Source organism: Blastococcus sp. SYSU D00820, from assembly GCF_054050695.1.
In genome coordinates this window covers 42,687-55,927 of record NZ_JBJGZW010000003.1, presented here as the reverse complement: position 1 = coordinate 55,927, position 13,241 = coordinate 42,687, and the positions used below count along the sequence as shown (strand labels likewise).

Here is a 13,241-nt window from a genome sequence, read left to right as displayed (position 1 = left end):
CAGCACCCCTGTGACCGCACTCGCTTGCCTGGACACGTCAGAGGCACTCGCTGACGTTCGGGAGCGAGCACCCTGGTCCGAGCAGCGTTGCTGCACCGGTGGCCACACGACCGGCGCACCGCGTCCAGAGCTCAGGCGTCGCTCGGCCGTAGGCCTCGCAGGACCACATCGATGCCGGCGTCCACGTGCGCGGCGACGGAGGTGGATCGGTCGTATTCGCGGACCCAGCGGAAGACGGCGCCGAGGAGGACGTCGCTGAGGGTTCGCGCCACCGTCGCGGTGTCGAGGTCACCAGCGATCTCCCCGCGGGCCTTGCCGGCGTCGATGAGCGGGCAGAGGTCGACGAGCAAGGCGGACTCGTACCTGATGGGTCCGGTGGCGGCGGTCCAGCCGATCATCATCTGGCGCGACACGTCGGGTTCGTCCTGGACCATGCGGCAGATCAGCGAGAAGAACGCGCGTATGCGGTCGAGTCCCCCGCTGGTCCTGTCCTCGGCGACGACCCGCACGGCGACGTCGGCCAGCCGCCGCACCCACAGCATGGGGATGTCGCTCTTGTTGGGGAAGTAGTTGAAGGCCGTGCGTCGGGAGGTGCCGGCGCGGTCGGCGATCTGCGCCATCGTCGTGTCCTCGTAGCCCCGCTCGGCGAACAGGTCGGCGGCGGCCCGGTAGAGGCGGTCCTGGGTCGCCAACGCACGTGACCGCGCCCGATCCGGCTCGGCGGACTCGCTCAACGCGCCTCCTTATGACCGTTGACACATTTTGCACCCCAGTGCAAACTTCCGCTGCTGCACTCCAGTGCAACACACCATCCGGGAGGTTTGCCATGACCAACGTAGCGACGCCGACGTCCGCAGAGGTCGAGCTCGACCCCTACGGGCCCGACGCGTTGGCCGACCCGTACCCGTTCTACGCACGGCTGCGGGAGCAGGGCCCGCTGGTCTACGTGCCCCGACGCGATGCCTGGTACGTCACCAGCCATGCCGCGGCCACGAAGGTCCTGCGCGGGCACGCGGACTTCGTCTCGGGGGACGGGGTCACCTACTCCGGCGCCACGGTCCGCACCGAACGGTTCCCGCTGCTAGAGAGCGATCCCCCGGAGCACACCCGCATCCGGCGAGCCGTGCAGCCCTCCTTCGCCAAGGGGCCCATCGACGCGTTCGGGCCGGCGATCCGTGAGGCCGCCACGGCGATCGTCGGCGCTGCGGTGCAGGCCGGTGACGTCGATGTCGTGCAGGCCATCGCCCAGCCCATGCCCGACCGCGCGATGCAGCTGCTGACCGGGCTCACCCCGCCCAGCCCGCAGATGCTGGTCGACTGGAGCGACGCCGTGGTGCGCGCGGAGGAGCCGGCCGGCACCCCGCGGCACAGCGAGCTGCTGGGTGAAGCCCTGGGCTGGATGGTCACCGAGGGCATCCCGGGCATGCCCGCGCACTGCCTGGGGCGGCTCATCATGGACGAGGGCGGGGCCGGAGGCGCGCTGGATGCGGCCGGCGCCGAGCGGTTGATGACGCTGGGGTCGATCTGGCTGGCCGGCATCGACTCCACCGGGGCACTGCTGGGCAACTCCATCAACGCGTTCATCGACCACCCCGACCAGTGGGAGCTGCTGCGCGCCCGGCCCGACCTCATCCCCAACGCGGTCGACGAGCTGCTGCGCTACGAGGCGCCGTTCCGCGTCTTCTACCGCCACACCCGCACCGATGTCGACATCGCCGGCACCACCCTGCCGGCCGGGGCGTCGGTGGGTGTCCTGTTCGGCGCCGCCAACCGCGACCCGGCCCAGTTCTCCGACCCCGACGACCTCGACATCACCCGGGACAACGCCCGCACCCACACCTCCTTCGGCACCGGGGTGCACCTGTGCCTGGGTCAGCCCCTGGCCCGGCTGGAGGTCACCTCGATCCTCACCGAGCTCAGCCACCACGTCGCCCGGTTCGAGCGGACCGGGGACGCCGTCCGCGACCCCAGCCAGACCGTCCGCAAGTTCAGCTCCCTGCCGGTCCGCCTCGTCCCGGCCGACGGTGCCCGGTGACCGGCCGCCGGGGTGGGATCCGCGCGCTGGGAGGTGACTGCCACGCCTGGCTGCTGGGAGCTGGGCACTGGGGGGAGAACAACTGCGGCCTCGTCGTGGGCCAGGGGCAGTCGCTGCTCGTCGACACGCACATGGACCTGCTGCACACCGCGACGATGCTGCAGGGGTTCCAGCCGTACACCACCGACAGCCCCATCCGGACCGTGGTCAACACCCACTCCGACGGCGACCACTGGTTCGGCAACCAACTGGCCGCCAGCCCGGGCGTGGACGTCATCGCCACCGAGGCCGCTGCCGCGGTCATGACACCGGACTCGGTCACGACCTTCGCGACCCTGTGGCAGCGCCGTGACCGGATCGGCGACTTCGTGCGCGAGGTCTGCGGGACCTTCGACCTGTCCGGCATCAGCCCTGCTCCCCCCACCCGCACCTTCACCGGCCAGCTGGACCTCGACGTCGGCGGTCGCCGGGTGCGGTTGCTGGAGGTGGGGCCGGCGCACACCGAGGGCGACCTGCTGGTGCACGTGCCCGACGCCGCCGTCGTCTTCACCGGCGACATCGTCTTCGCCGGCGCGGCGCCGCTGGTCTGGCACGGGCCGCTGTCGCGGTGCATCGCCGCCTGCGACGCGATCGTCGCCCTCGAGCCCGACGTCGTCGTCCCCGGTCACGGGCCGGTGACCGACGTGACGGGGGTCCGGCGCGTCCGCGACTACCTCGACTACGTCCTGCGGGAGGCGACCACGCGGTTCCGGGCCGGGATGTCGGCCGAGGAAGCGGTCGCCGACATCGACCTCGCCCCGTTCGCCGACATGGTCGAGCACGAACGCATCGCCACCAACGTGGTGAGCGTCTACGAGGAGCTGGACCCCGACCGGCCACCGACCACCCGGCTGGAGCACTTCGAGCACATGGCCCTGCACCGCGCCCAGGCCCGCGGAGGAGCCGCGTCGTGAAGATCGCCCGCATCCTGCACGAGGGCGCGACCCGCGTCGGCATCGTCGAGGACGACGAGGTCCAGCTGCTGACCCCAGGCACCACGGTGGAACAGCTGCTCGCCGCGACCCCGTCCGAGAGGCAGACCCTGGTCGGGGACCACCGGGACACCCGGATCCCCCTGTCCCGGGTACGGCTGCTCGCCCCCGTCCAGCCGCCCACGCTGCGCGACTTCCTCACCTTCGAAGAGCACCTGCAGGGCAGCCTGAAGCTGCTCAGCCATCCCGAACCCCCGCCGGCCTGGTACGACCAGCCGCTGTTCTACTTCTCCAACTCCAACGCCGTCGTCGGTCCCGACGACGACGTCGAGGTCCCCCCGGGCTGCCACCGGCTGGACTTCGAGGTGGAGCTCGCCGCCGTCGTCGGACGGCCCGGCAAGAACCTCACCGTCGAGCAGGCCGCCGACCACATCGCCGGCTACACGCTGTTCAACGACTGGTCCGCCCGGGACCTGATGGCACCGGTCATCCCGGTGGGGATGGGGCCGGTGAAGGGGAAGGACTTCGCCAACACCCTCGGTCCCTGGATCGTCACCACCGACGAGCTCGAGCCCTACCGCAGCGGAGACCGGCTGGCCCTGCGCCTGCACGGCGAGCTCAACGGCACGCCGCTGCCCGGCGGGGACGACACCTCGGCCAACATGTCCTGGTCGTTCGAGGAGATGGTGGCCTTCGCCTCCCGCGGCGCCGAGCTGAGGACCGGTGACGTGCTCGCGTCCGGGACGTGCGGGGCCGGGTCCCTGCTGGAGCACTGGGCCCAGACCGGCACCGACCAACCGCCGCCGCTGGCCCCCGGCGACGTCGTCACCCTCGTCGCCGAGGGCATCGGCCGGGTCTCCAACACCGTGGTCGCCGGCGTCGACCCGCACCCGGTGCCGCCGGCCCGCACGGGGCTGGTCCGCGCCGGACGCACCTGGGTGCGCCCGACATGAGTGCCCCGCGCCCCGTCGTCACCGACTTCGCCGAGTTCGCAGCGCGCCGCGGCGGTCCCTCGGCGACCGAGGACTACCACGCCCTGTGGCGCTGGTCGGTGCAGCACCGCGACGAGTTCTGGGCCGCCGTCGCCGAGTTCTTCGACGTCGACTGGGCCCGGACACCCGACCGGGTCAGCGACGACGCACCCATGCCCGCGACCGGGTGGTTCCCCGGCGGGCGGCTCAACTACACCCGCCAGGTCTTCCGTCGACGTCGCACCGGTGCAGCCGTCGTCGGTCACGACGAGGACGGCGGCAGGGTGGAGCTGAGCTGGGCCGACCTCGAGCACCAGGTCGCCGCCATGGCCGCCACCTTCACCGACCTGGGCGTGCGCGTCGGCGACCGCGTCGTCGGCTACCTGCCCGACCGTCCCGAAGCGGTCGTGGCCTTCTTGGCCGCGGCCAGCCTCGGGGCGGTCTGGGCCAGCTGCGGCACCGACCTGGAGGCAGACGCCGCCATCGCCCGCCTGGCCCAGCTCTCCCCTCGGGTGCTGGTGGCCGCGTCCGGACACCGGCACCGCGGCTCCTGGGTCGACCGCACACCTCAGGTGGAGGCATTGCGGTCAGCACTGCCCCACCTGGGCAGCACCGTGCTGGTGGGTCCCCCCGCGGACCTCCCCGACACGGTGGCCTGGGCGCATGCGGTCGGCGCGCCCCACGACGGCCTGGACCCGACGCCGCTGCCGGCGGACCACCCCCTGTGGGTGCTGTTCAGCTCCGGCACCACGGGCGTGCCCAAAGGCATCCTGCACAGCCACGCAGGTGTCGTCGTCGAACACCTGAAGACCCTGGGCATCCACCTCGACGTCCGGCCCGGGGATCAGTTCTTCTGGTACACGACCTTGAACTGGATGCTGTGGAACCTCCGCACCGGAGCCCTGCTGCGCGGCGCCACCATCCACTGCTTCGACGGCGCACCCACCCCCGCCGCCGTGTGGGAGCTCACCGGCCGGGCCGGCATCACCCACCTCGGCGTCAGCCCCGGCTTCCTCGCCGCCACCCGGCAGCAGGACCTCGACCCCACCGCGGCAGGTGACCTGGCTGCCCTGCGGATGGTGGGCTGCACCGGATCGGTGCTGACCCCCACCGTGCAGCAGTGGGCGACCTCGGTGCTGGGGCCCGGGGTGGTGGTCGCCTCCACCTCCGGCGGCACCGACGTCGTCAGCGCCTTCGTCGGCGCGGTGCCCACCGTGGACGTCCCCGTCGGCGAGATCGCCGTCCGGTGCCTCGGGGTGGATCTGCACGCCTTCGACGCCGACGGCCACCCCGTCGTCGACGAGGTCGGCGAACTCGTGATCACCTCGCCGATGCCCTCGATGCCGGTCGGCTTCTGGGACGACCCGGGTGGCGACCGGCTGCTCGCCGCCTACTTCGACCAGTACCCCGGCGTCTGGCGCCACGGTGACCGGATCACCCTCACCAGCCGCGGCACCGTCGTCGTCCACGGCCGCTCCGACGCCACCCTCAACCGGCACGGCATCCGCATGGGCAGCGCCGACATCTGCGAGGCCGCCGAACGCGTGCCCGGCATCCGCGAGGCCCTCGTCGTCGGCATCGAGGAGCCCGACGGCGGCTACTGGATGCCCCTCTTCGTCACCCTCACCGACGGCACCACCCTCGACGCCGCCCTCACCCGAGCGGTGGAGGACGCCGTCCGCACGACCGTGTCCCCCCGCCACGTCCCCGACGACGTCATCCAGGTGTCCGGCATCCCGCACACCCACACGGGCAAGAAACTCGAGGTCCCCGTCAAGAACCTGCTCTCCGGCCACCCGGAGCCGGTCCAACCCGAATCGGTCGACCGACCCGAGCTGCTGGCCGAGTACACCCGCATCGGCGAGCACCGGCGGGCCACCCGATGACCGCAACCGACCCGGCCGGCGGTCTGCTCCAGCTGACCGTCCGCAGCAAGACCCCCAAGGCCGAGGGCGTCGTGCTCGTCGAACTGGCCCACCCCGGCGGCGAGGACCTGCCACGCTGGGAACCCGGAGCCCACATCGACCTGCACCTCGGCCAGGACATCGGCATCCGCCAGTACTCCCTCTGCTCCTCCCCCACCGACCGGTCCAGCTACGCCGTCGCCGTCCTGCGGGAGGACACCGGACGCGGCGGCTCGGTCCACGTCCACGACCGGCTGCAGCCCGGGCAACGACTACCGGTCAGCCCGCCGCGCAACAACTTCGCCCTCGTCGCGGCCTCGCGCTATCGGTTCATCGCCGGCGGCATCGGCATCACCCCCGTGCTGCCCATGATCGAGTTCCTCGAGCGCCGTGGAGCGGACTGGACCCTTCTCTACGGCGGACGCACCCGCGACTCGATGGCCTTCCGCGACGAACTGCACGGCTACGGGAGCCACCGCGTGGTCCTGCGCCCCCAGGACCAGTACGGACTGCTCGACCTCGCGCAAGCCCTCACCGACCCGCACCCCGGTGAGGTCGTGTACGCGTGCGGGCCAGGACCCTTGCTGGACGCCGTACGCCACCACACCACCGCATGGCCGGCCGATGCCCTCCACCTCGAACGCTTCTCGGCCGACGAGGACGCCCTCGCCGGACCGACATCGAGGTTCGACCTGGAGCTCAGGCGGTCCGGCCTCCAGCTCACCGTGCCGGCCGACCAGTCGATCGTCGACGTCGTCGAGGCCGCCGGGGTGGCCGTCGTCACCTCCTGCATGGAGGGCACCTGCGGGTCCTGCGAGACACCCGTGCTCGCCGGCGACGTCGACCACCGCGACTCGGTCCTCACCCCGGCCGAGCAGAGCGCAGGGACAACCATGATGATCTGCGTGTCCCGCGCCCGGGGACCACGGCTGGTCCTCGACCTGTAGCGGAGCCATGGCGCCGACGCGAGGCCGGCTGCGGAGCTCGTGGCTGCACCGGCCCCGGTGCGCAGCCGACACCAGCCGACAGCTCCCCGGTCCCCGTCGGCCGGGAGCCGCTGTTCCCGCCGCCCCCGCCGTCCCGAGAACCCCGAGGAGAGCCCCGCCGTGAGCCTTCCTGACGTGCTGCGCGGCCGGCTGAGCCTGCCGGTCGTCGCCTCGCCCATGTTCATCGTCTCCGGCCCCGACCTGGTGGTCACCCAGTGCTCGGCCGGCGTCGTCGGCTCCTTCCCGGCGCTCAACGCCCGCCCGGCCGCCCAGCTCGGTGACTGGCTGACCGAGATCGACGAGCGGCTGACCGCGGCCCGGGCGACCGGCGCCACCGTGGCCCCGTACGCGGTGAACCAGATCGTGCACCGCTCCAACGACCGGCTCGAGCACGACGTCGCGCTGTGCGTCGAGCACGAGGTGCCGATCGTGATCACCTCGCTCGGCGCCCGCGAGGACGTCTACGACGCCGTGCACTCCTACGGCGGCATCGTGCTGCACGACGTGATCGACGACCGGTTCGCGCACAAGGCGATCGACAAGGGCGCCGACGGCCTGATCGCCGTCGCGGCCGGCGCGGGCGGCCACGCCGGGACGACGTCGCCGTTCGCGCTGGTCCGGGAGATCCGCCGCTGGTTCGACGGGCCGCTGGCGCTGTCCGGCGCGATCGCACACGGCTCGTCGGTGCTCGCCGCCCAGGCCGCCGGCGCCGATCTGGCCTACGTCGGCTCGGCGTTCCTGGCCACCACCGAGGCGCAGGCCGCCGAGGGCTACAAGCAGATGGTGGTCGACAGCTCCGCCGCCGACATCGTCTACAGCAACCTCTTCACCGGCGTGCACGGCAACTACCTGGCCGGGTCCATCGTGGCGGCGGGCCTCGACCCGGCCGACCTGCCCACGTCCGACCCCTCGGCGATGAGCTTCGGCTCCGACGGCGGTGCCAAGGCCTGGCGCGACGTCTGGGGCTCCGGTCAGGGCATCGGCGTCGTCGACGCCGTCGTCCCCGCCGCCGAGCTCGTCGCCCGGCTGACCCGCGAGTACACCGAGGCCAAGGCCGCCCTGGACGCGGCGGTCATCGCGCCCGCCGCCGTGTGAGACGACGGGAGCGCCGCACCTGGTCGGTGCGAGGTGACCGTCGAAGTACTCCGGCCGCACCGCACCCGTACCGGGGCGCGGTCGAGTGGCACCTCGTGCGAGCTGCGGCGGCTGTGACCCCACCCGTCCCAGGCTCGCCCAGAAGGGTCGTCATACGCCCGTTGCTCCACAGACGCGAGAGGCGGGCCACCCTCGGGTGACCCGCCTCCGTCCTGCTCTGTCGGGCTGACAGGATTTGAACCTGCGACCCCTTGACCCCCAGCTTGCTCCGCGGGGTCCGTCGAGGTCCGTCGCTACGCCATTCGCGCAGGTCAGCGACTGGGCGCATTCTTCGCAGTTGAGGCCGGTCCGCCGCCGTCCGCGCCACGTTGCTGTACCGGTTGCTGTACGGGACCTTCGCGCTCGTTCGTCAACTCGACTGACGACGCCATCCCTCGGCCTCGAGGGGACGGAACCGGACGCCGGGCTCAGCTGGTGGCCAGTAAGCGGCCGGAACCAAGATACGCGGGACGCAGCAGACCGCGGTTGATCGACGATTGGATCTGGGCGGCCACGAACGTGAGCGACCGTTCATGTCTGGGGTAGCACGCCTTAATCGCGCAACGTCGCGCCGACGACGGCACCGCCGTCGATCAGGTCGGCCGACGTCAGCAGGTATGCCGCGACCGCGAAGCACAGCTGGTCGATCATCTCCTCCCAACTCAGAGGGCGGGCGGACTCCAGGTGCGCACCGTGCACGACACGGTGGGCACAAGCAGCGAAGGTGAGCCGGAAGGCAAAGTCGGTCGCCACCTCGACGTCGGGATGGTGCCGGAGCGACGCAGCGGCCAGCATCACGAAGTCCCGGAAGGCGCGCCCACCCTCGACGCTGGCTCTCGCACCCACGTCGAAGGCCATCTGGCTCCGCGTCCCGAGCAGAAGAAAGACCCTGAACAGCGGCTCATGTGCTGCGAACGTCTCACCGACGCCGCGCACCGCTGTGGCGATCACCCTGGCGGGCGACGTGGCCGAAGTCAGTCCGGCCACGGCCACCCGCTGACGGAACTCGTCGCTGAACTCCTCGGTGAAGCGGACCTGGATCGCACCCAGTAGACGCTCCTTGTCACCGAATCGCGTGTACACGCTCCCGACGGCGACTCCTGCGGCCTCCGCGACCGCCGCCACGGTGAGGGCCTCGGGTCCTCCTTCCTCGAGCAGCCGGGTCCCCGCGACGAGGATGCGGTCCTGCGTCACACGACTCCGGGCCTGACGGGCCGGTGGCACGGGCAAGGGCTCGATGCTCACGGGCCGACCCTACGTGAGGGGTTGACGTGCGTCACAACAGAGTATGAACTGTCACTCATATTTGTCGGCGTAGGCGTCAGCAGCTCCGAGGAGTGGTGATGGGCATCGGCCTTGGCGCACGGGAGTTGTTCAGCGAGGAGCGGTCGGCGGAGGTGGTGGCCGCGAGCTTCGCGGACACGCCGGATCCGCGGCTGCGGGAGGTGCTGACGTCGCTGGTGCGGCACCTGCACGCGTTCGTCAAGGACGTGGAGCTGACCGAGGAGGAGTGGGCGTTCGCGATCGACTTCCTCACCCGCACCGGGCACATGAGCGACGACGTGCGGCAGGAGTTCATCCTGCTGTCCGACGTCCTCGGGGTGTCGATGCTGGTGGAGACGGTCAACCACCGCACCGGCGGCACCTCGACCGAGTCCACCGTGCTGGGGCCCTTCCACATGGTCGAGTCCCCGCCCCGGCAGCTGGGCGACGACATCGCGCTGGACGGCAAGGGCACCCCCTGCCTGGTGTCGGGTCAGGTCACCGGGCCCGACGGCGAGCCGCTGGCCGGCGCGACCGTCGACGTCTGGCAGACCAACGAGGACGGCTTCTACGACGTCCAGCAGCCCGAAGTCCAGCCGCCGGGCAACCTGCGCGGGCTGTTCACCGCCGACGAGCAGGGCCGGTTCTGGTTCCGCTCGGTGGTGCCGCGCTACTACCCGATCCCCGACGACGGCCCGGTCGGCCAGTTGCTGGCCGCGACCGGGCGGCACCCCAACCGCCCGGCGCACCTGCACTTCATCGTCACCGCGCCGGGGCACCGGCCGGTGACCACGCACGTGTTCGTCGCCGACTCCCCCTATCTGGACTCCGACGCCGTCTTCGGGGTCAAGGAGAGCCTGATCCGCGAGGTCGGCACCGTCGACGACCCCGCCCGCGCCGCCGAGGTCGGGCTGGCCAACCCGTTCCGCACCCTCACCTTCGACCTCGTGCTCGCCGACGCCTCACCGCCGTCGACCGGCCTCAGGGTCTCGTAGGCCCTGCCATGGAGGTACGCGAGCTCGAGTGGTTCATCACGCTGGCCCGGACCGCGAACGTGACCAACGCCGCCGAACAACTGCACATCAGCCAGCCGACCCTCTCCCGGGCGCTCGGGCGGCTGGAACGGCAGCTGGGGGTCCGCCTGTTCGACCGCCAGCAAAACCGTCTCCGCCTCAACAAGTACGGCGAGGTCTTCCAGGCCCACGCCGCCCGAGCGATCAGGGAGCTCGCCCAGGGGGCGGAGCGGATCGGCACGCTGGTCGACCCGGCGCGCGGCGTCGTGTCGCTGGGGTTCCTGCACTCCTTCGGCGGCTGGTTGGTCCCGTCCCTGCTAGATCGCTACCGCAGGCTGGCGCCCAGCGTCACCTTCGAGCTGGAGGGGGGCGCGGCGGACTTCATCGTCGAGGCGGTGCGGAGCGGTCGCGTCGATGTCGGGTTCGTGGCTCCGCAGCCCACCGCGGAGGACGTCGAGTGGGTACCGCTCGGACGGGAGCTGCTGTGCCTCGAGGTGCCTCCGGGCGACGAGCTCGAGGGACGGGCGAGCATCTCGATCACGGAGCTGTCCGAGCGGTCGATGGTGGCGCTGGGGCCGGAGTACGGCCTGCGGCACGCCGTCGACCGGCTGTTCGCCGACGCCGGGATCGTTCCGCGCATCAGGATCGAGGCGACCGAGTTGTCGACACTGCGAGCACTCGTTCGCCACGGGTCCGGGATCGCGATCGTCCCCGTCCCGCCGGGCGGCGAGACGACCTCCACCACGATGATCCCGCTCACCGACGCGAACGCCTTCCGTACCTACGGCGCGATCACCCAGCGGTACGGTCCGACCGGGCAAGCCGCCAGGGCCTTCCTCGATTTCGTCTCGGCCGGTTCGGCCAGGTGACGTCGGGCGGTGCCGGCTCGACGTCAGTGGCGGGGTCGCCGTCTCGGGAGGCGTCCCGACAGGATCACCCCACCGGCGCGTCGCGATCGGCGTCCCGTAGGACGGTGCGGGCCCGGGCCAGCACGGGCGCGTCCACCATGTGCCCGTCGATCCGCGCAGCCTCCGGCCCGTCAACCGCCTCGACGATCCGGACGGCCCACCGGATCTCCTCGTCCCCCGGTCGCATCGCGGCGTGGGCCGGAGCCACCTGCCGTGGATGGATGAGCAGCTTTCCCCGCATGCCGAGCGATCGCGCATGCGCCACGTCGGTCCGGAGGACGTCGGGGTCGTCCAGATTCGTGGTCACGCCGTCCAGCGGTCCGGGCAGACCGGCCGCTGCCGAGGAGAGCACGAGCGTCGAGCGCGCGTGCAGCATCGACCGGGACGTGGGCTCGGCACCGATGTCCAGGGCGAAGTCGAGATGCCCGAAGGCCAGCCGGGCGACACCGGGAGCGGCTGCGATCTCGGCGGAGCGCGCCACCCCCAGTGCCGACTCCACCAGCGCGATCACCGGCACTCCCGCCGTGACGGCGACGCCCGCGACCTGTGCCGGGTCGTCGGCCTTCGCGAGCATGACGGCCAGCAGGCCGGGAAGGCCGGCCAAGGCCGCCACATCGCTGCGGTGCACCGGGTGGGCGGCGTCGTTGATACGGACGCACGCCCGGCCGCCGTTCGCCATCCAGGCGGCGGCTTCCTCCCGGGCGAGGTCCTTCCTGTCAGCCGGCACCGCATCCTCGAGGTCGAGGACGACCAGGTCGGCACCCGACCGCGCGGCCTTCCCGAACCGGTCCGGCCGGTGCCCCGGAACGAAGAGGAGCGATCGGGCCGACCGCACCACCTCATGACCATCGGCCACGGTCGCCGGCGCCACCGCACTACACCTCGGCCGGGGTGTCGGCGACGGCGATGCCGAACTCCGCGAGGACGCTCTCGGTGTGCTGCCCGACCGCCGGAACCGGCCCCATGACCGGCTCGGACCCCACCGGCGTCGCCGGCGGGATGAGCGCGCGCAGCGGGCCCCCAGGTGAGTCGTAGGTCCGCCACCGATCACGGGCCTGGAGTTGAGGGTGGCTCGCCAGGCCGTGCACGTCACGCAGCCGGGCATTGGCGATGCCTGCCTCCTCGAGTCGGGCGATCACCGTCTCCGCGGTGTCGCCGGCGAAGGAGCGCTCGATCTCGGCCCGTAGGTCGTCCCGGTTCTCCACACGGAGCGAGTTCCGCACGTACCGCGGATCCCGCGCGAGCTCGGGGGCCCGCAGGATCCGCTCGCAGAAGACCGCCCACTCCCGCTCGTTCTGGAGCCCCAGGAAGACCGAGGTGCCGTCGCCACACCGGAACGGCCCGTAGGGGTAGATCGACGCATGCCCGGCACCTGTCCTCGGCGGTGGGGTGCCTCCGTAGAGGGTGTAGTTCAGCGGATATCCCATCCACTCCGCGAGGGCCTCCAGCATGGAGACCTCGATGGTCGCGCCGAGACCGGTTTGCTGCCGCCGGATGACCGCGGTCAGGATGCCGGAGTAGGCGTACATGCCCGAGGCGATGTCCGCGATCGAGATGCCGACCTTGGATGGCTCCTCCGCGGTCCCCGTGATCGACACCAATCCCGCCTCGCACTGCACCAGGAGGTCGTAGGCCTTCTTGTCGGAATACGGGCCGCCTGGCCCGTAGCCGGAGACCGACACGTGGATCAGCCCCGGGTCGGCGGCCCGCAGCTCGGCGGCTCCCAGACCCAGCCGTTCGGCCGCCCCTGGAGCCAGGTTCTGCACGAAGATGTCGGCGTGACGCGCCAGCGCCTGCACAGCGGCCCGTCCCGCGTCCGTCTTGAGGTCCAGGCACACTGACTCCTTGGACCGGTTGAGCCACACGAAGTGGCTGGCCAGTCCGTGGACCGTCTCGTCGTAGCCACGTGCGAAGTCCCCGACCCCTGGCCGCTCGATCTTGATGACGCGTGCGCCTAGGTCGGCCAGCTGGCGGGTGGCGAACGGTGCAGCGACGGCTTGTTCGACAGCGACGACGGTGAGCTCGCTGAGAGGCTTCATTCGAGTTCCTTGGCTGG

12 protein-coding genes are annotated in these 13,241 nt (G+C 71.7%); 8 read left to right on the top strand and 4 right to left on the bottom strand.

The window, feature by feature from the left end:
• Window positions 1-131 precede the first annotated feature (131 nt).
• On the bottom strand, window positions 132-734 hold the full coding sequence (locus tag ACI79R_RS05705; protein WP_456572612.1) for a TetR/AcrR family transcriptional regulator: 603 nt from the start codon (window positions 732-734) through the stop codon (window positions 132-134).
• Between the two features lie 92 nt (window positions 735-826).
• Here ACI79R_RS05705 and ACI79R_RS05700 point away from each other — a divergent pair, with 92 nt between their 5' ends.
• The 6 genes from ACI79R_RS05700 to ACI79R_RS05675 all read left to right on the top strand — a co-directional run bounded on the left by ACI79R_RS05700 (window position 827) and on the right by ACI79R_RS05675 (window position 7,962).
• Entirely contained in the window at window positions 827-2,035 is a 1,209-nt protein-coding gene (locus ACI79R_RS05700; protein WP_456572611.1) for a cytochrome P450, read from the top strand.
• Entirely contained in the window at window positions 2,032-2,988 is a 957-nt protein-coding gene (locus ACI79R_RS05695; RefSeq protein ID WP_456572610.1) for an MBL fold metallo-hydrolase, read from the top strand. Before ACI79R_RS05700 ends, ACI79R_RS05695 begins: the two co-directional genes overlap by 4 nt.
• A complete protein-coding gene (locus tag ACI79R_RS05690; RefSeq protein ID WP_456572609.1) occupies window positions 2,985-3,959 on the top strand; it encodes a fumarylacetoacetate hydrolase family protein in 975 nt (324 codons plus the stop codon). Before ACI79R_RS05695 ends, ACI79R_RS05690 begins: the two co-directional genes overlap by 4 nt.
• Complete coding sequence (locus ACI79R_RS05685) at window positions 3,956-5,863, top strand: acetoacetate--CoA ligase (RefSeq protein WP_456572608.1); 1,908 nt, start codon at window positions 3,956-3,958, stop codon at window positions 5,861-5,863. The genes ACI79R_RS05690 and ACI79R_RS05685 overlap by 4 nt, the downstream gene beginning before the upstream one ends.
• Window positions 5,860-6,828, top strand: a complete 969-nt coding sequence (locus ACI79R_RS05680) for a PDR/VanB family oxidoreductase (protein WP_456572607.1) — start codon at window positions 5,860-5,862, stop codon at window positions 6,826-6,828. Before ACI79R_RS05685 ends, ACI79R_RS05680 begins: the two co-directional genes overlap by 4 nt.
• Window positions 6,829-6,987: 159 nt before the next feature.
• Complete coding sequence (locus ACI79R_RS05675; RefSeq protein WP_456572606.1) at window positions 6,988-7,962, top strand: NAD(P)H-dependent flavin oxidoreductase; 975 nt, start codon at window positions 6,988-6,990, stop codon at window positions 7,960-7,962.
• A gap of 591 nt (window positions 7,963-8,553) precedes the next feature.
• On the opposite strand, the gene ACI79R_RS05670 is transcribed toward ACI79R_RS05675, so the two are convergent.
• Entirely contained in the window at window positions 8,554-9,246 is a 693-nt protein-coding gene (locus ACI79R_RS05670; protein ID WP_456572605.1) for a TetR/AcrR family transcriptional regulator, read from the bottom strand.
• 98 nt (window positions 9,247-9,344) lie between these two features.
• On the opposite strand from ACI79R_RS05670, the gene ACI79R_RS05665 reads away from it, so the two are divergent.
• Together ACI79R_RS05665 and ACI79R_RS05660 are read left to right on the top strand one after the other, a co-directional pair.
• On the top strand, window positions 9,345-10,259 hold the full coding sequence (locus ACI79R_RS05665; RefSeq protein ID WP_456572604.1) for an intradiol ring-cleavage dioxygenase: 915 nt from the start codon (window positions 9,345-9,347) through the stop codon (window positions 10,257-10,259).
• An 8-nt stretch (window positions 10,260-10,267) separates the two neighbouring features.
• Complete coding sequence (locus ACI79R_RS05660) at window positions 10,268-11,146, top strand: LysR family transcriptional regulator (protein WP_456572603.1); 879 nt, start codon at window positions 10,268-10,270, stop codon at window positions 11,144-11,146.
• A 64-nt stretch (window positions 11,147-11,210) separates the two neighbouring features.
• Here the strand turns inward: ACI79R_RS05660 and ACI79R_RS05655 are convergent, their stop codons facing one another.
• The gene (locus ACI79R_RS05655) at window positions 11,211-12,056 is read right to left on the bottom strand and encodes an HpcH/HpaI aldolase/citrate lyase family protein (RefSeq protein WP_456572602.1); all 846 of its coding nucleotides are present in this window, start codon (window positions 12,054-12,056) and stop codon (window positions 11,211-11,213) included.
• Window positions 12,057-12,060: 4 nt separating this feature from the next.
• The gene (locus ACI79R_RS05650) at window positions 12,061-13,224 is read right to left on the bottom strand and encodes a CaiB/BaiF CoA transferase family protein (RefSeq protein ID WP_456572601.1); all 1,164 of its coding nucleotides are present in this window, start codon (window positions 13,222-13,224) and stop codon (window positions 12,061-12,063) included.
• Window positions 13,225-13,241 lie beyond the last annotated feature (17 nt).

Bases quoted from the DNA above. Each gene is read 5' to 3' on its own strand.
- ACI79R_RS05700 (WP_456572611.1), top strand. From the start codon at position 827: ATGACCAACGTAGCGACGCCGACGTCCGCAGAGGTCGAGCTCGACCCC.
- ACI79R_RS05685 (WP_456572608.1), top strand. From the start codon at position 3,956: ATGAGTGCCCCGCGCCCCGTCGTCACCGACTTCGCCGAGTTCGCAGCG.
- ACI79R_RS05680 (WP_456572607.1), top strand. From the start codon at position 5,860: ATGACCGCAACCGACCCGGCCGGCGGTCTGCTCCAGCTGACCGTCCGC.
- ACI79R_RS05665 (WP_456572604.1), top strand. From the start codon at position 9,345: ATGGGCATCGGCCTTGGCGCACGGGAGTTGTTCAGCGAGGAGCGGTCG.
- ACI79R_RS05660 (WP_456572603.1), top strand. From the start codon at position 10,268: ATGGAGGTACGCGAGCTCGAGTGGTTCATCACGCTGGCCCGGACCGCG.
- ACI79R_RS05650 (WP_456572601.1), bottom strand. From the start codon at position 13,224: ATGAAGCCTCTCAGCGAGCTCACCGTCGTCGCTGTCGAACAAGCCGTC.